Origin of the sequence: Halopseudomonas laoshanensis, from assembly GCF_008365385.1 — a bacterium.
GTDB lineage: Bacteria > Pseudomonadota > Gammaproteobacteria > Pseudomonadales > Pseudomonadaceae > Halopseudomonas > Halopseudomonas laoshanensis.
The window spans coordinates 102,034-117,762 of record NZ_QOVF01000003.1; the positions used below are offsets into that span (position 1 = coordinate 102,034).

Sequence of the window (15,729 nt, forward strand, 5' to 3'; positions counted from 1 at the left end):
TCAGCCCAACACAGCGGGCAGATCGCCCGGCGTGAACAGCTCAATCCAGTAACCATCCGGATCGCGGATAAAGGCAATATTCTTCATCTTGCCATCCTGCGGGCGTTTGACGAAGCTGACCCCCAGCTCCTCAAAGCGCGCGCAGGCCGCCTCCAGATCCGGCACGGCGAAGCCGATATGCCCAAAGCCCTTGGGCTCGTCATTGCCGTTGTGGTAACTGAAGTCGGCATCGTCCTCGGTGCCCCAGTTATGCGTCAACTCCAGCATCGCCGGGCGGCCAAAAGTCTGCACCAGGCGCTCGCGGTTATCGTGCGACCAGTCCACCAGCTCATGGGTATCGATAGCAGCCAGGAAGTACAGGCTGAACTTCATCTCTTCGAAATCCAGCTTCTTCACCAGCGTCATGCCCATAATGCGGGTATAGAAATCCAGCGTCGCTTTCGGCGACTTGATGCGCAGCATGGTCTGGTTGAATACGAAACCTTCGGTGGCCGGATCGCGGTTCTCGCAGAGTCCGACAGCGGATTCAAAATGGCGACTCATGGTAATAGCTCCCGGGCAGGTCAATGGAAAGGGTTACAAGAGTAACATTCACATTGACCCGCTCGAAGCGCGCAAGTGCAAACGATTGTTTGCACTGCGGAGGGGGAATTACTTGAAGGGCCGCTCATCCCACCAGGGGTAGAACGCCGGGCGGTCCTTGCTCGGGCTGAGCTTGAACTGCGGCGGACGCTTTTCCAGGAAGGACTGTACACCCTCCTGGGCATCGGCCGACTCGCCCATAAAGGCAATCGCCCGCGAATCAACCTTGTGCGCTTCCATCGGATGATCCGCCGCCATCATGCGCCACAACAACTGACGGTTGAGCAGCGCAGACATGCCCGAGGTGTTGTCAGCAATTTCACGCGCCAATGCATAAGCCGCAGGCAGCAATTCTTCCGGCTCATGAATACTGCGAATCAACCCGCCTTTCAGCGCTTCCTCAGCATCAAACACACGACCGGTGTATACCCACTCAGCAGCCTGCATCGGCCCAACCAGACGCGGCAGGAACCAGCTGGAGCAAGCTTCCATGGTGATACCACGACGCGCAAACACAAAGCCGAAGCGAGCCTTGGTCGAAGCCATACGAATATCCATCGGCAACGTCATGGTCGCACCCACACCCACCGCAGCGCCGTTAAAGGCACCGATCACCGGCTTGGTGCACTCATAAATCCGCAGGGAAACGGTACCGCCACCATCACGCAGCGTGTCACCCTCAGGCTCACTCTGGCGCTTGTGGCGGTTAAAGGTGTCACCCCCCTTCTCCAAATCCGCACCCGCACAAAACGCCTTGCCCGCGCCGGTCATGATGATCACCCGCACATTGTCATCGGCATCTGCCGCATCAAAAGCAGCGATCAGTTCGCGGCACATGGCAGCGTTAAAGGCGTTCATGCGGTCGGGGCGGTTCAGGGTCAGCGTGAGAATGCCGTCCTTTACCTGGTAATCGAGCGTTTCGTAAGACATGAGGGTGCTCCCTGTTGATCAGATGCCGCCCAGTGTAGAACTGACCGGTCACAGGGACCAGTTAAGTTATGAGGCGTATGTGGGGGTATTGTTGGGGTGGATGAGATTACCCTGTCGGCACTGATGACTTAAGATATTGGGCAGCAGAGCCAGGTGTTGGCCATTCCAGCCTGACAACACTTCAGTGATATAGAGAGCAGAAATTAATCTGTGCCCGGTTCATTGACACTGCTCATCACTTTTCGCGTCCATAACAACCTGCATCATCTACACCAGCGTGTCTGATTTATCAGCTGCCACAAGGGTAAATAAGCTCGACGCTTTAGCCTAGTTCTACGGGAATTGCTTTGAGAAAAAGCAACATCAGTCATATAGAGTTGCGGAATGGGAATTTCTACATAATTTTCAACAAGGCTGACTACTAAGGTAAACTCAATCTCAGACCGCCGGTATATCCGGCTGGAAAATCAAGATCTCACCACGAAAACGTAGGTTCTAAGGAATGGAAATGCCTAGCTCTAATAAGAACATTGATGACCTTTCAGAGGAAGATATTGAGCTGTGGTTTGATACGGAAGACGAGTCGACAGTAGGCGAACCATTGTCGGACGAGGAGTTAGCGACTAAGTATGCCGAATCACAGATTCGTATTGTCCGTTCCTCACTAGATTTCACGCTTCACACTCTAGCCTCCTCAATCAAAGACAAAAACTACATTGATATTGCTCCGGGCTACCAGCGCCGCGCCCGATGGGATAAAAAGAAAAAGTCGTTATTAATCGAATCTTTCTTGATGAATATCCCTATTCCACCGATTTTTTTGTTTGAAAAAGATTACAATCAATATGAAATCATGGACGGACGCCAGCGGCTGGAGGCCATTTCGGAGTTTCTAGACAATAAATACGCACTTACGGGCTTAGAGTTTTGGCCTGAACTTCAGGGGAGAAGGTACGATGATCTTCCGGGTACTATTCAGCGTGGCTTGCTTCGCAGAACTATCAATGCAGTAGTACTACTTGCGGAAACTGAGAAAAGTGATGAGTCCTTCGATATACGACTCATTCTCTTTAGACGCCTGAATACAGGTGGGGTGAAGCTTAATGCGCAAGAAATGCGCAATGCTCTGTACCCAGGTTCGTTCAATGAGATGTTGCACACTTTGTCTCGAAGTGAAAACTTTACTTCTCTTTGGCGGATACCGAAAAAGACCCCGAAAGAAGACCAAGCCCCCCCTGCTAACCTTCAAAAAAACGTTTTATACAAATCCATGATGGACTGCGAACTAGTCTTGAGATTTTTTTCGGTATCTGATGTAGTTAACGGAAAAGTCAAAGGCTCATTAAGACAAATATTTGACAAAACAATGGAGCGTTACAGTCAAGCATCGTCCTCTCAGATTGAGACGTTGGAGAGCCAATTTAATGAAAGTCTTTCAAGAGTTATTGAAGCGTTAGGGTTAGATTTTCATATCCTCCCCAATGGAAAGCAAGCGAGCCGACCTCTTTATGATGCCATATTGGTTGCAGCACACCTGCTTCCGAGCGTAAATCTTCAGCATGATGCTCCAGCTATTCACGCGAGATTAGACGCCGCCTTAGCAAGCCCCGAGTCGTATGAAATACTCGTGGGAAGAGGTAATACGCTTGATTCGATTAAGAACCGAGTAGGTCTAGCTCAAAAAATTCTGGCGGGCTAGTACAAATGGATATTATTGTTAATGAGTTTGGAAAAGATCTTGAGACGATCGTTAGCCAACTTAACTTCATTGATGAACTTAGGAGTTTTTCAAGCTGCTCGCCGTTAGTCCCCAAGGGTACAGATGATGATTTTCTAGCGGCAGCTCGAGATATCCACGCCAATGCCAAGCTGATACACAACCACCTTCCCATAATTAGTGGAACTCTAATTTTGTACACTTGTGGGCGATTCGAATCGATGGCACGAACTCTGTTTGAAGATTTATGCCAGAGACTGGTTTCAAAAGCTGATAAGTTCGATAGTCTACCTAAAAAGATGCGTGACAATCTCACCATCTACACGGCGAAAATAATTGCCGAGCCGCGAAAATACGGTCATGCAGAAAATGGCGTTCGCTCATTTGTGGCCACCTTAGCCGCCAACCTAGACGCCAGATCCCCTTTCAGCAAAGTTAATCACGAATGTCTTTCTATTACTGATACGAATATGCGGGCAGAAGCATTGAATGATCTATTCGCGAGGGTGGGTGCCGAAAAGGTATGGTTTAGGATTTCGGAGCAAGCAGCGGTTAAGCATCATTTCCAGGAATTAGATACCGGAACAACTGAAGCAAAGGCGAAGAAAAAGCTGAATGAGTTAATGGATCTCCGGAACAAAATCGCACATCCTGCGGGGGAGTTAGACTGGCCCTCGACATCAACAATACTTGACTACGTAAATTTTCTGAAAATCATAGCAACAGCTTTATCGGCGGTAACACTAGTTTACGAAATGACATTGTGTGCCGAAGCATCTATATAATTTAAAACTAACAAGCTAGCAATTTATCTGTTCAAATATTTTACCTGCTAATACCTAGCGAGTGGATGAATATTTATTTTTCAGAAACCCATAGCTACCAGCAATATTTAATTAAATCATACGCATTTATTATTAAGGATATAAAATGAAGCTTAAAAGAATGGTCCTTTTTATTTGTGTGATCGCTATTTCCATTGCTGGCTGTGGAAAATCAGATATATCTACAGTCAGAAATGGCACGATCTCGAACTATAACTCTACTACTATAGACAAGGCGTTTTCAGCATCTTTCGATAAAGCGGAATGGCAAAGCTATGAAACAGAGAGAGGCGAGCGGATTGTTAAATTCTCCGGAAAAATCTCTGAAAAGCTGCATCGCGAAGCAACTTATAAGATAGATTTATTTATAAAAAAAGAAGGGCCAGAAGCTGATTTTGAAAATAAAAATCAGTTGTGGCACGCAATTGAATACTTCAAAAGGATCAACAGTACAATGATTCTTGACCTCAACCAAGCATATCGGTGCGATCCCACACCAACATTGTCGGGCGTTATTTCGCCCAATTGTGATGACCAAGATAACAATCAACCCTATCTCTTGGCCGCATTGACGGCGTTTAGTGAGGCGTTTTGGAAGGCAGGCACTCCAGTAGAGGTTTTATGGTTAGTACATACTAATGGAAACACATTCGAATTATTGAGCATGAGTAGTCCCGAATGGGAAGGCCTAGAGTTTAGAAGTGTTCTAGATAAAATCTATGGGAGATAGATCTGGGTAATCGGGGTCAGATGAAAATTACCTGCTGGCAACACTAAAGCAGCAGGCAGTGTTGGCTGATAGGGCTAAGCCGACCGTCGATGGCAGGGATGCCATCGCCGAGCTACATGGACGTACTTGCTGCGTGTCGGCGTGCCCTGTCAGCCAACACTGCCCTACCCCGGAAGCCCGGCCAAGCGGAGTTAGCCACTTAACCGACATGAGGGCAGATCGATTTAGAGTCGTGACTAAGCTATTCACCACCGCACCTAAACACAAACCTCCGCCTCCCGCCGAACCACAAACGGACGCCAAAGACTGACCAACCCAACCAGTGCAATACCCGCCCCCACCCAAAGCGGCGCACGCAGACCATAACCTGCTTCGATCACCGCGCCTCCCGCCCAACTGCCTACCGCCAGCCCACCCGTAATCACCGACGTGTGCAGGATGTTGACCAGGGCAGTTGGCTCTGCCGCTTTCATCACGCGCGCGACCATGGCCGGGTTGAGTGCGACGCCGGTCAGGCCCAGCATGATAAAGAATCCGATATTCAGCCAAAGCCGATCACCGGCCAGGGCAAAGCCGCTCAAGCTGACCACCAGCATCGCCAGGCCCCAACCCAGGGCGGGCATGGTGTAGCGGTCAGCGATGCGCCCTACTACGTAATTACCCAACAGGTTGGCGATGCCATAAAGCGCTAGCAAGGGTGCAAGATGTCGCGGCTGCAAGCCTGCCGCATCAATCAGGATAGGCGCACAGTAGCTAAACGCGGCGAAGGTCGCGCCGATGATCAGGCCGCTGGTGAGGTAGGCTGCCCACAGGCTGCGCCTGTTCAATGTCGCCCATTGCTGGCTCAACGCGGGTTCGCTGCCCGGCTCAACCCTCGGGATACGAGTGGCCGCCAGCAGGGTGCAGAGTGACGCCATCACCACGATCAGCCAACCGCTGGCGCGCCAGCCGAAGTGCTGTTCAAGCCAGGCCATCAACGGCACGCCGGCGACGGGCGCGAGCATCAGGCCTGCCAGCACCACGGAGATGGCGCGACCCCTTGCGTCTACCGGTACCAAAGCGGCGCATATGGTAAGACACAGGCCGATGCATGCAGCGCTGGAAATGCCCATAAGGCAGCGCGCTATAAGCATCACAGGGTAGGTGGGCGCGGCGGCAGCAAGCGCAGCGGCAAGAACGTAAAGCACCAGCAGCCCCACCAACGCGTGCTTGTTACTCACGCGCCGTACCAACAGCAACATGATGACCGGCGGCCCACCCAGCGCCATACCCAGAGCGTAAAAGGCGATCAAATTGCCGACCTGGGCAATGCTGACCGAGAACGCATCCGCCAGCGCGGGCATCATGCCTGCGACCATGAATTCGGCAGTGACCAGCGAGAAGATGGTGAACGACAGCAGGTAAACGGTGGGTGGGAGTGTGTAGCGCTTGCTCATGAAGGCCTCGGGTTGAATTTCGAGCGCCACCCTAGGCAGTGTTTGATCTGCGGTCAAGAATGAGGTTGTTGGCTTTCGGTAATAACGCCTTTTTCGTCACGATAGCTTTATGAAACATTCTGTATCATCTGCTCGCTTGTGCGCTTTCGGCGAAGTGCTATTTTGGCGCCGTGAAGCCGGGCCCCTCTGGCGGTTAATACCGCGATGTCGGAATCACAGTCTATTCAACTTGACTGTAAGGAGGGGCTCATGAACGCCCTAGAACTATTCCTGTTTTCTGATTTTCTCGGTACGGCTACCTGGTTGTGGCTGGTCTTTCTCGCGGTTGTTTTCTCTCTGCTGGCCTTCGATCTCGGTGTACTGCACCGTGATGATCGAGAAATTGGCGTGCGTGAGAGTCTGTTGTTGTCCGCCGGCTACATTAGCGCCGGTCTGCTGTTTGGCCTTTGGGTATGGTCCCAGAAGGGCAGTATTGCCGGCATGGACTTCTACACCGGATTTCTGATCGAAAAATCCTTGTCCATGGACAACGTGTTCGTGATGGCGCTGATTTTCAGCTTTCTGGCTATCCCGCGGCAGTACCAGCACAAGGTGCTGTTCTGGGGGATCATGGGCGTGATCGTGCTGCGCGCGCTGATGATCGGCCTGGGCGCGGCGCTGATCCACGAGTACAGCTGGATTCTCTATGTGTTCGGTGCGTTCCTGGCGATCACCGGCGTGAAGATGCTGTTCACCAAGGTGGATGATCATCCCGATCTTGAAAAGAATGCTTTCGTGAACTTCCTGCGTCGGCATCTGCGGGTAACCGATCGGCTCCATGAACAGCGCTTTTTCGTCAAGCAGCCTGATGCCAGCGGCAAGCGCGTGCTCTGGGTGACGCCGCTGTTTCTGGCTCTGATCCTGATTGAGTGTGCGGACCTGGTGTTTGCCATAGACAGCGTTCCGGCGATCTTTGCGATCACCCAGGACCCGTTTATCGTCTACACCTCGAACATCTTCGCGATCCTTGGCCTGCGCGCTCTGTACTTTGCCTTGGCTGCGATGATCCATCGTTTCGCCTACCTGAAATACGCCCTGGCACTGGTGCTGATATTCATTGGTTCGAAGATCTTTCTGGTCGGCATCATCGGCAAGATACCCTCGAGCATTTCCCTCGGCGTGACCCTGGCTCTGCTGGTTGGTGGTGTGCTGGTGTCGCTCTACAAAACACGCGGCCAGCCGCCGCACGTCATCGACGGGTCCCCCCACGTCTGAGTGCTGTTCGGGAGGCCGATTGGCCTCCCGGGCAAACTATCTGGAAGGTGAAAACATGAATATCAAGACGCGCTACATATCACTGCCAGCCCTTGGTCTGGCGCTGCTGATACTCACCGGCTGTGAGGCCGCAGAACAATCTGCCCAGGAACTGTTCGACGAGACCGTCGAAAAGACGACCGAAGCGGCCCGTGAGCTGGTTAACGAGACCCTTGCTGATGCAATGGAGCAGATGAACGAAACGATTGATGGCGTGCAGGACGATGTCGACAAGACATTGGGCAAGCCCGAGAAAGAAGAACCGCAAACCGAACAGGAGGCTGACGAACCCACCCTCACCGAAGAGGCCCGCACCCATGAGGCGTGATCAATAGCGATAAAAGCGGACCGGACGCCAGACGATTGCTAATCGCTGGCTGGCCTGGCTGACAGGTGAGGTTCGGCGTATTGACGAGCCCTGTCGGCTTACTCAATCCGCTCGAACTTCAGATCCCACACCCCATGCCCCAACCGCTCACCACGGCGCTCAAACTTGGTGATCGGGCGCTCTTCCGGGCGCGGTACGTAGGTGCCGTCTTCGGCCAGATTGCGATAGCCCGGCGCAGCGCTCATGACTTCCAGCATGTGCTCGGCATAGGCTTCCCAGTCGGTCGCCATATGGAATACGCCGCCGATCTTCAGCTTGCTGCGTAACTGCTCGGCAAAGGCCAGCTGCACGATGCGGCGCTTGTTGTGCTTCTTCTTGTGCCAGGGATCGGGGAAGAACAGCAGGACGCGGTCGAGACTGGCGTCGGGGATGCACTGGTTGAGCACTTCGATGGCGTCACAGTCGAATACGCGCAGGTTGTCGATACCCGCGGTCAGTACGCCATTGAGCAGCGAACCCACGCCGGGGCGGTGTACTTCCACACCGATAAAGTCCTGCTCGGGCGCGGCCTGGGCCATTTCCAGCAGGGACTGGCCCATGCCGAAGCCAATCTCCAGGGTGCGCGGCGCTTCGCGGCCGAACAGCGCATCCAGATTCAGCAGCCCGTTTTCCAGATTCAGCCCGAAGCGCGGCCAGCCCAGATCGATGCCGCGTTTCTGCGCGTCGGTCATGCGTCCCGCGCGCATCACGAAGCTGCGGATGGCGCGGCGCGGGAAGCTTGATTCGGCACCGGCCTCGGGGAGGTCGGCGGTGTCGGGCAGATCGTGGTTGTCGGTCATGTCGGGCTCGGTTGCGTGCAAAGGCTGCTCTGATACGGGATCAGAGCGTGCCGGAAAAAAGATTCAGACGAAGGTGCCGTCCAGCGGTGACGACGCCGTGGCGTACAGCTTGCGCGGCATGCGCCCAGCCAGGTAGGCGCTGCGGCCGGCCAGTATGGCGTGCTTCATCGCTTCAGCCATCAGTACCGGCTTCTGCGCATGGGCAATGGCCGAGTTCATCAACACCCCGGCGCAGCCCAGCTCCATGGCGATGGCGGCATCAGACGCAGTACCCACACCGGCATCAACCAGTACCGGCACCGTGGCTTCTTCCAGAATGATCCGCAGGTTGTAGGGGTTGCAGATGCCCAGACCCGAGCCGATCAAGCCGGCCAGCGGCATCACCGCCACACAGCCCATCTCCGCCAACTGGCGGGCAATGATCGGGTCATCGCTGGTGTAGACCATCACGTCGAAGCCGTCTTTGACCAGCACTTCGGCGGCCTTGATGGTTTCGATCACGTTGGGGAACAGGGTCTTCTGATCGGCCAGTACTTCCAGCTTTACCAGCTTGTGGCCGTCCAGCAGTTCGCGCGCCAGGCGGCAGGTGCGCACCGCATCTTCGGCGGTATAGCAGCCCGCGGTATTCGGCAGGATGGTGTAACGATCCGGCGGGATCACATCCAGCAGATTCGGCTCGTCAGGGTTCTGGCCAATATTGCTGCGGCGGATCGCCACCGTGACGATTTCCGCGCCAGAGGCTTCAATAGCGGCGCGGGTTTCGTCCATATCCTTGTACTTTCCGGTACCCACCAGCAGACGGGAGCGGTAACGCACGCCGGCAATTTCAAAGGCGTCCTGATTGGTATCTGTCATGAGGGTCTCCGATGGGCGGCTAGCCGCCGCCGATGGCTTGGACAATTTCCACTCGGTCGCCTTCGGCCAACCGGGTTTGGGCGTGCTCGCTGCGCGGCACGATCTCCAGATTCAGTTCCACGGCCAGTCGCTTGCCGGTCAGCCCCATGCGCTCAAGCAGCTCGGTAACACTGAGCGGGTGATCGAGGGAGCAGGCTTCGCCATTCAGTTGGATCTGCATGGGTAAGGTCTCTGTGGTCGTGCGGGAAAGGCCGCATTATAACGCGACGGGCGCCGCTGTGGCCACGCCGCGCCCAACTCACGCGGCATGATACGCACTTAAAGATGACGCCACACACCAATGCCCAGGCATAGCCAGCCGAGCAGAAACGCCACACCGCCAAAGGGCGTGATAATGCCCAGCTTGGTCACGCCGGTCAGGGCCATCACGTACAGGCTGCCGGAAAACAGCAGCATACCCAGCACGAGCAGCGCCCCGGCGCTCTTGAACAGCGTTGCCTCCGGCCAGCGCAGCAACAACAGCGCCACGCCCATCAGTGCTGCAGTGTGCCAGAGCTGATACTGCACACCGGTCTGAAAAGCGCCGAGCAGATTTTCCGGCAGACGGCTGCGCAGGCCGTGGGCGGCGAACGCGCCCAGTGCCACGCCGGTAAAGCCACTGAATGACGCCAGTAGAAGCAATAGTTTGGCCAAGCTTGAATCCTCCGTTCTATACTGCGGGTCAAGCCGCCCAGACGACTCACCGCATGTTGAAAACACTCTTTCTCAAGATCAGCAAATGGCTGATCATTCTCATGGCATTAAGCCTGATTCCGGTCATTCTGCTGCGCTGGGTGCCCTCCCCCGGTTCGGCGCTGATGGTCGAGCGCTGGTTCGAGTTTCGTCAGGACGACAACCCCACCGAGATCCGCCGGCAGTGGGTGCCTTACAAGAGCATACCCGAGAGTATGAAGATGGCGGTGATTGCTGGTGAAGATCAGCGGTTTGCCGAGCACTTCGGCTTCGACCTGGAAGCGATCAAGGCGGCGGTGGAGCATAACCGTCAGGGCGGCAGCCTGCGTGGCGCCAGCACCCTGACCCAACAGGTAGCCAAGAATCAGTTTCTCTGGTCGGGGCGCAGTTGGCCGCGCAAGGCACTGGAAGCCTGGTTCACCCTGTGGATCGAAGTGCTCTGGCCGAAGCAGCGCATTCTGGAAATCTATCTGAATATTGTCGAATGGGATGAAGGTGTGTTTGGTGTTCAGGCCGCAGCCCAGCAACACTTCGGCATTGATGCCAGCTACCTGTCCGATCGCCATGCCGCGCAGCTGGCCGCGGTACTGCCGAATCCGCGCGAATGGAGTGCGGCGGCCCCGCCGGCGCATGTGCAGCGCCGCGCCAGCTGGATTCAACGCCAGTCCCGGCAGTTGGGCGGCGCGCATTACCTGCGCGAGATGGAAGCCGGCCGGCCGCTACCGGAATGGCTGAGCCTGAGCTACTGGCGCAACCGTCTCGAGGTATAGCCCTTTAGCGGTTACCGCGCAGGCCGAACATGATCGAGTAGGCTTCCTCACCGGTCACCGCCACCACGATGCCCGCACGGCCGTAAACCCAGGCCTGATCATCGCCGCTGACCTCCATGCGCATGTCCGGCTCACCCAGGGTGGCGATAATACGTTGGGTTTCAATCGGCTTGAACGGCATCAGGCTCATGCGCTCCACCGGCTGACCAACCAATGCGGCGGCGACCGCCGGCGATACGGATTGGTCGGCCATGTCGGCTTTCCAGTCCTGCGCTTGCTTCAGGCTTTCCATACGCTGCTCGTCCAGGCTGATAACCGCCTGCATCCGCCAGTCGGCGTCATCGCTCTGAATAACATGCCGGCTGACCAGTTGCGGTTCGCCGTCGGCACTGATCATCCATAGCTCGCCGGTCTCGCCCATCACGGCCACCACATCGGCCAGGGTCAGATTGCCGTCACGCAGCGGAGCCCAGAGGCGTTCCTCGTAGGTAGCTCGCCACTGCATGGGTTCGGGCTCCGCGCCGGGCCGGTCCATGATCCAGTTACCCAGGGCAAACAGACCAATGATGATCAGACTGAAAAACGTGGCCATACCAAGGCGCGGGCGAAATGCCATGTGAAGCTCCGATTGTTGTTTGAACGGGGGATTATGCGGGCTGGACGGGTTAGCTGCCAGCCAGGCCACAAAAAAGGCATCCCGAAGGATGCCTTTGATTCAACGCCTGGCCGGAAAATCAGAGATCGTCTTCAGTCTCGAGGTTCTTCTTCAGCTTGTTCATAGCGTTCTTTTCCAACTGACGAATGCGCTCAGCCGATACCTGATATTTGGCTGCCAATTCGTGCAACGTAGCTTTTTCTTCAGCCAGCCAGCGCTGGTAAAGAATATCGCGGCTGCGCTCGTCCAGCTGTTCCAGGCCTTGCTGCAGCTGATGGACCGAGCTGTCGGACCAGTCTGCGGACTCCAGTTGGGTCGCCGGGTCGTAGCGCTTGTCTTCCAGGTAATGCACCGGCGCGTAAGCTACGGTGTCATCTTCATCGTCCTGGGCGCCATCAAAGCCCAAATCCTGACCATATAGTCGGCTTTCCATCTCGCGCACTTCGCGCGTGGCCACACCCAGATCCGCCGCTACCGCATCGACTTCATCCTGGGACAACCACGAAAGCTTTTTCTTCGCGCTGCGCAGATTGAAGAACAGTTTGCGCTGGGCCTTGGTGGTGGCGACCTTGACGATGCGCCAGTTGCGCAGAATGAACTCGTGAATCTCGGCGCGGATCCAGTGCACGGCGAAGGACACCAGACGCACACCCATTTCCGGGTTGAAGCGCTTGACCGCCTTCATCAGGCCGACGTTGCCTTCCTGCACCAGGTCGGACTGGTTGAGGCCGTAACCGGAGTAGCTGCGCGCGATGTGCACGACAAAGCGCAGGTGCGACATAACCAGTTGACGTGCCGCTTCGAGATCTTCGTTGTAGTACAAGCGATCAGCCAGCGTGCGCTCTTCCTCGACGCTCAGAATCGGGATGGCGCTTACTGTCTGAACGTAGGCCTCCAGATTCGCGCCTGGGACCAGACTGTGTATGGGCTGCAACGCAGTGCTCATGCTTGAACTCCAAGAAAATGGTAGCCGAGTGTATCACTCCGGACTAAGAGTGTGAATGCCTTGGATAAGTTCCCTTACAACAACCTATGGCCATATAAATCAACAGCTTGCGTCTAAAAACAGAGTGTTTTACCTGCATTTTACTGCGGCTGTATGTCGCGGATATGACGCCCGACTGCCAACCAGGCGCCAACCAGGCCCAGCAGCATGGCACCCGCCACCAGGCTCAGGCCATCGACCACCGGCATCCCGGCCAGTTCGAAGTCGCTTTGATAGAGTGCGGCAACCTCGCGCACGGTGCCATTCAACCAAAGCATGCCCAGGCCCAGTAGCAACCAGGCCAACAGCCCGGCCAACAGCCCATAGAGCACGCCGATATACAGGAACGGTCGGCGCACGAAGGCATCGGTGCCGCCGACCAGCTTGATCACCAGAATCTCGTTGCGCCGGCTTTCAATCGCCAGGCGAATGGTATTGGTCATCACCAGTAACAGCGCCAGCACCAGCAATACCGCCAGACCGCCGGTAAAGCGTTCCAGCATGGCGAGGATGCTGGTCAGGCGTTCGATCCAGAGCAAATCAATCTGCACCAGCTCCACACCGGGTAGCGCGGCCAGCTGATCACGCACCGGCTCCAATGCCGCCGCGCCGCCGTCGATACTCGCCGGGGTCACCACGATCACCGAGGGCAATGGATTGTAGGACAGCTGCTGCAACGCCTCGCCCATGCCCGAATGCTGTTGAAACTCTTCGAGCGCCAGCGCCTTGTCGAGCAAGGTGGCTTCGGCCACGCCCTCCAGCGCCTGGATATCGCCGAGCAGTTGCTCCGCCGCTTCGCTGGAGACGCTGTCCTGCAGGTAGACCGATAGTTGCGCCGCCCGCTGCCAATCCACGCCCAAGCGCTCGACCTGACCGATCAGCACGGCCAGCCCCATGGGCAAAGCCAGCACGATCGTCATCACCAGAATCGTCATGGCGCTGCTGAGCGGGTGATGGCGTACGCGATCAACCGCCTGGCGGGCACTGGCGCGGTGGCTGCCGGCCCAACTGCGCAGCGGATGCCGCCAGCTGCGCTCGGAGCGCGCTGCGCCTTTGGCCGGTGCCTTTTGCGGGCGCTTGACGGTTTTACCGGCGGCTTTATCAGCCGTTTTGCCAAGCGCTTTACCGGGTGCCTTGCGTTTGTCTTCAGCCATGCTGATCACCATCCCTGAGCAAAGTGCCCTGATCGAGCGTCAACATGCGGTGGTCCAGCGTGGCGATCAAGGGTAGATCGTGACTGGCAATGATCACCGTCACGCCCACCCGGTTGAAATCTTCAAACAGCCCCATGATCTCGGCTGACAGCTCCGGATCCAGGTTACCGGTGGGTTCGTCCGCCAGCAGCAAAGCCGGTTTGTGCACTACCGCACGGGCAATGCCGACGCGCTGCTGCTCACCGCCGGACAGCGCAATCGGGTACAGCGCCTCGCGGCTCAGCAGGCCAACTTTGTCCAGGGCTGCGCGTACGCGACGGCCGATCTCGTCTGGCGGCGTGCCATTGATAATCAGCGGCAGCGCGACGTTGTCGAATACCGTGCGGTCGAACAGCAACTGGTGATTCTGGAACACCACGCCGACCTGGCGGCGCAGATAGGGGATGTCATCACTGCTCAGCTCTGCCAAATTCTGCCCGCCGACATGCACCTGCCCGGAGCTGGGACGCTCCATGCACATGATCAATTTGAGCAGCGTGCTCTTGCCCGCGCCGGAATGCCCGGTGATAAACACCATTTCGCCGGTCTTGATATGCAAGCTGAGCTTGTTCAAGCCCATATGACCGTTGGGGTAGCGTTTGCTGACCTGATCGAAACGAATCATGACTTAATCGCGCCCAAACAGGGCTTTGACAAACTCCGAGGCGGTGAAGGGACGCAGATCGTCGATCTGCTCGCCCACGCCAATAAAGCGGATCGGCAAACCAAACTGCTTGGCTAGCGCAAAGATCACCCCGCCCTTGGCGGTCCCGTCGAGCTTGGTCAGCGCCAGGCCGGTCAGGCCCACTGCCTGGTCAAACAGCTTGGTCTGAGAAATCGCGTTCTGGCCGGTACCGGCATCCAGCACCAGCAGCACTTCATGCGGCGCTTCCGGATCGAGCTTGGCCAGCACACGCTTGACCTTCTTCAGCTCGTCCATGAGGTTGTCTTTATTGTGCAGACGGCCCGCGGTATCGGCGATCAGTACGTCTGCACCACGGGATTTCGCGGCCTGCAGCGCGTCAAAAATGACTGACGCGGAATCGGCGCCGGTATGCTGGGCGACCACCGGGATCTTGTTGCGCTCACCCCAGACCTGCAATTGCTCGACGGCGGCGGCGCGGAAGGTATCGCCCGCGGCCAGCATCACCTGCTTGCCCTCGCCCTGCAGACGCTTGGCCAGTTTGCCAATGGTGGTGGTTTTACCCACGCCATTAACGCCCACCACCAGAATCACAAAGGGCTTTTTATCCGCACTGATGACCATCGGCTTGGCCACATTGGCCAGCAAGGCCTCCAGCTCATTCTGCAGCGCGGTATACAGCGCCTTGCGGTTGGACAGCTGGTGGCGGCGCACGCGGGATTGCAGCGATTCCATGATCAGGGTCGCGGCTTCAATGCCCACATCGGCCATCAGCAGACGGGTTTCGAGCTCTTCGAGCAGCTCGTCATCGATATCCTTTTCACCCAGGAACAGATTGGCCATGCCGTCGCCCAGATTGACACTGGTCTTCGACAGGCCCTGCTTCATCCGGGCAAAAAAGCCCTGGGGCTCTTTGCTCTGCTCCGTGGCTGCTTCAGTGCCCGGCTCCACAGTTTCGGCACTGCCTAGGCCGGCGAACAGCGACGCAGCCGCGTCCTTCGCCGCCTGGTCATGGCTGGCGGGTGCCTGGTCAGCAGCGGCAGGCGGCTGTTCAGTACTGGCAGGCGCGGAGGGAGCTTCTTCCTGCTTGCGACGCCCCCAGCCAAACAGGCCTTTTTTCTCGGCTTTGGCCTTGTCCTGCGCGCTTTTGGGTGCTTCGGGGTGTTCTGGCTTGTCTTTGGAACCAAACATTGACGATCACTATCTATGGCTGGCGG

At 56.4% G+C, this 15,729-nt stretch carries 18 protein-coding genes; 6 read left to right on the forward strand and 12 right to left on the reverse strand.

From position 1 onward, the window contains the following. Both gloA and DT594_RS11260 read right to left on the reverse strand, forming a co-directional pair. The gene (gene gloA, locus DT594_RS11255; RefSeq protein ID WP_149332763.1) at positions 1-543 is read right to left on the reverse strand and encodes a lactoylglutathione lyase; all 543 of its coding nucleotides are present in this window, start codon (positions 541-543) and stop codon (positions 1-3) included. A gap of 108 nt (positions 544-651) precedes the next feature. Then, complete coding sequence (locus tag DT594_RS11260; RefSeq protein WP_149332764.1) at positions 652-1,512, reverse strand: crotonase/enoyl-CoA hydratase family protein; 861 nt, start codon at positions 1,510-1,512, stop codon at positions 652-654. A gap of 508 nt (positions 1,513-2,020) precedes the next feature. Here DT594_RS11260 and DT594_RS11265 point away from each other — a divergent pair. The 3 genes from DT594_RS11265 to DT594_RS11275 all read left to right on the forward strand — a co-directional run bounded on the left by DT594_RS11265 (position 2,021) and on the right by DT594_RS11275 (position 4,783). Further along, complete coding sequence (locus DT594_RS11265) at positions 2,021-3,211, forward strand: DUF262 domain-containing protein (RefSeq protein WP_178091510.1); 1,191 nt, start codon at positions 2,021-2,023, stop codon at positions 3,209-3,211. 5 nt (positions 3,212-3,216) lie between these two features. After that, positions 3,217-4,014 (forward strand): HEPN domain-containing protein, encoded by a 798-nt coding sequence (locus DT594_RS11270; protein ID WP_149332766.1) that lies wholly within the window; start codon positions 3,217-3,219, stop codon positions 4,012-4,014. A gap of 145 nt (positions 4,015-4,159) precedes the next feature. After that, a complete protein-coding gene (locus DT594_RS11275; RefSeq protein ID WP_149332767.1) occupies positions 4,160-4,783 on the forward strand; it encodes a hypothetical protein in 624 nt (207 codons plus the stop codon). Positions 4,784-5,040: 257 nt separating this feature from the next. Here the strand turns inward: DT594_RS11275 and DT594_RS11280 are convergent, their stop codons facing one another. Beyond that, positions 5,041-6,219 (reverse strand): MFS transporter, encoded by a 1,179-nt coding sequence (locus DT594_RS11280; protein ID WP_149332768.1) that lies wholly within the window; start codon positions 6,217-6,219, stop codon positions 5,041-5,043. Positions 6,220-6,468: 249 nt separating this feature from the next. On the opposite strand from DT594_RS11280, the gene DT594_RS11285 reads away from it, so the two are divergent. Further along, on the forward strand, positions 6,469-7,473 hold the full coding sequence (locus DT594_RS11285) for a TerC family protein (protein ID WP_149332769.1): 1,005 nt from the start codon (positions 6,469-6,471) through the stop codon (positions 7,471-7,473). 55 nt (positions 7,474-7,528) lie between these two features. Continuing rightward, a complete protein-coding gene (locus DT594_RS11290; protein ID WP_149332770.1) occupies positions 7,529-7,840 on the forward strand; it encodes a hypothetical protein in 312 nt (103 codons plus the stop codon). A 98-nt stretch (positions 7,841-7,938) separates the two neighbouring features. Here the strand turns inward: DT594_RS11290 and trmB are convergent, their stop codons facing one another. The 4 genes from trmB to DT594_RS11310 form a co-directional block, all read right to left on the reverse strand. Continuing rightward, positions 7,939-8,586, reverse strand: a complete 648-nt coding sequence (gene trmB / locus DT594_RS11295) for a tRNA (guanosine(46)-N7)-methyltransferase TrmB (RefSeq protein WP_246164636.1) — start codon at positions 8,584-8,586, stop codon at positions 7,939-7,941. A 156-nt stretch (positions 8,587-8,742) separates the two neighbouring features. Further along, complete coding sequence (locus DT594_RS11300; protein WP_149332772.1) at positions 8,743-9,534, reverse strand: thiazole synthase; 792 nt, start codon at positions 9,532-9,534, stop codon at positions 8,743-8,745. 19 nt (positions 9,535-9,553) lie between these two features. Beyond that, positions 9,554-9,754 carry a sulfur carrier protein ThiS gene (thiS, locus tag DT594_RS11305; protein WP_096346947.1) on the reverse strand — a complete coding sequence of 67 codons (201 nt, stop codon included), beginning with the start codon at positions 9,752-9,754 and terminating at the stop codon, positions 9,554-9,556. Positions 9,755-9,852: 98 nt separating this feature from the next. Next, positions 9,853-10,227, reverse strand: a complete 375-nt coding sequence (locus DT594_RS11310; protein WP_149332773.1) for a DUF423 domain-containing protein — start codon at positions 10,225-10,227, stop codon at positions 9,853-9,855. A gap of 53 nt (positions 10,228-10,280) precedes the next feature. On the opposite strand from DT594_RS11310, the gene mtgA reads away from it, so the two are divergent. Then, on the forward strand, positions 10,281-11,036 hold the full coding sequence (gene mtgA / locus DT594_RS11315) for a monofunctional biosynthetic peptidoglycan transglycosylase (protein WP_149332774.1): 756 nt from the start codon (positions 10,281-10,283) through the stop codon (positions 11,034-11,036). 4 nt (positions 11,037-11,040) lie between these two features. On the opposite strand, the gene DT594_RS11320 is transcribed toward mtgA, so the two are convergent. The 5 genes from DT594_RS11320 to ftsY form a co-directional block, all read right to left on the reverse strand. Next, positions 11,041-11,652, reverse strand: coding sequence for a hypothetical protein (locus DT594_RS11320; protein ID WP_149332775.1), 612 nt, complete (start codon positions 11,650-11,652; stop codon positions 11,041-11,043). A gap of 118 nt (positions 11,653-11,770) precedes the next feature. Next, positions 11,771-12,637: an RNA polymerase sigma factor RpoH gene (rpoH, locus tag DT594_RS11325; protein WP_149332776.1), complete on the reverse strand. Its 867-nt coding sequence runs from the start codon at positions 12,635-12,637 to the stop codon at positions 11,771-11,773. 140 nt (positions 12,638-12,777) lie between these two features. Continuing rightward, a complete protein-coding gene (ftsX, locus tag DT594_RS11330; protein ID WP_149332777.1) occupies positions 12,778-13,830 on the reverse strand; it encodes a permease-like cell division protein FtsX in 1,053 nt (350 codons plus the stop codon). Next, the gene (gene ftsE / locus DT594_RS11335; protein WP_149332778.1) at positions 13,823-14,494 is read right to left on the reverse strand and encodes a cell division ATP-binding protein FtsE; all 672 of its coding nucleotides are present in this window, start codon (positions 14,492-14,494) and stop codon (positions 13,823-13,825) included. Before ftsE ends, ftsX begins: the two co-directional genes overlap by 8 nt. 3 nt (positions 14,495-14,497) lie before the next feature. Further along, positions 14,498-15,703 carry a signal recognition particle-docking protein FtsY gene (gene ftsY / locus DT594_RS11340; protein WP_149332779.1) on the reverse strand — a complete coding sequence of 402 codons (1,206 nt, stop codon included), beginning with the start codon at positions 15,701-15,703 and terminating at the stop codon, positions 14,498-14,500. Positions 15,704-15,729: the final 26 nt, after the last annotated feature.

Bases quoted from the DNA above. Each gene is read 5' to 3' on its own strand.
- DT594_RS11275 (WP_149332767.1), top strand. From the start codon at position 4,160: ATGAAGCTTAAAAGAATGGTCCTTTTTATTTGTGTGATCGCTATTTCC.
- DT594_RS11290 (WP_149332770.1), top strand. From the start codon at position 7,529: ATGAATATCAAGACGCGCTACATATCACTGCCAGCCCTTGGTCTGGCG.
- DT594_RS11285 (WP_149332769.1), top strand. From the start codon at position 6,469: ATGAACGCCCTAGAACTATTCCTGTTTTCTGATTTTCTCGGTACGGCT.
- DT594_RS11265 (WP_178091510.1), top strand. From the start codon at position 2,021: ATGCCTAGCTCTAATAAGAACATTGATGACCTTTCAGAGGAAGATATT.
- DT594_RS11270 (WP_149332766.1), top strand. From the start codon at position 3,217: ATGGATATTATTGTTAATGAGTTTGGAAAAGATCTTGAGACGATCGTT.
- rpoH (WP_149332776.1), bottom strand. From the start codon at position 12,637: ATGAGCACTGCGTTGCAGCCCATACACAGTCTGGTCCCAGGCGCGAAT.
- mtgA (WP_149332774.1), top strand. From the start codon at position 10,281: ATGTTGAAAACACTCTTTCTCAAGATCAGCAAATGGCTGATCATTCTC.
- gloA (WP_149332763.1), bottom strand. From the start codon at position 543: ATGAGTCGCCATTTTGAATCCGCTGTCGGACTCTGCGAGAACCGCGAT.
- DT594_RS11300 (WP_149332772.1), bottom strand. From the start codon at position 9,534: ATGACAGATACCAATCAGGACGCCTTTGAAATTGCCGGCGTGCGTTAC.
- thiS (WP_096346947.1), bottom strand. From the start codon at position 9,754: ATGCAGATCCAACTGAATGGCGAAGCCTGCTCCCTCGATCACCCGCTC.
- DT594_RS11320 (WP_149332775.1), bottom strand. From the start codon at position 11,652: ATGGCATTTCGCCCGCGCCTTGGTATGGCCACGTTTTTCAGTCTGATC.
- ftsX (WP_149332777.1), bottom strand. From the start codon at position 13,830: ATGGCTGAAGACAAACGCAAGGCACCCGGTAAAGCGCTTGGCAAAACG.
- DT594_RS11280 (WP_149332768.1), bottom strand. From the start codon at position 6,219: ATGAGCAAGCGCTACACACTCCCACCCACCGTTTACCTGCTGTCGTTC.
- trmB (WP_246164636.1), bottom strand. From the start codon at position 8,586: ATGCGCGCGGGACGCATGACCGACGCGCAGAAACGCGGCATCGATCTG.
- ftsY (WP_149332779.1), bottom strand. From the start codon at position 15,703: ATGTTTGGTTCCAAAGACAAGCCAGAACACCCCGAAGCACCCAAAAGC.
- ftsE (WP_149332778.1), bottom strand. From the start codon at position 14,494: ATGATTCGTTTCGATCAGGTCAGCAAACGCTACCCCAACGGTCATATG.
- DT594_RS11260 (WP_149332764.1), bottom strand. From the start codon at position 1,512: ATGTCTTACGAAACGCTCGATTACCAGGTAAAGGACGGCATTCTCACG.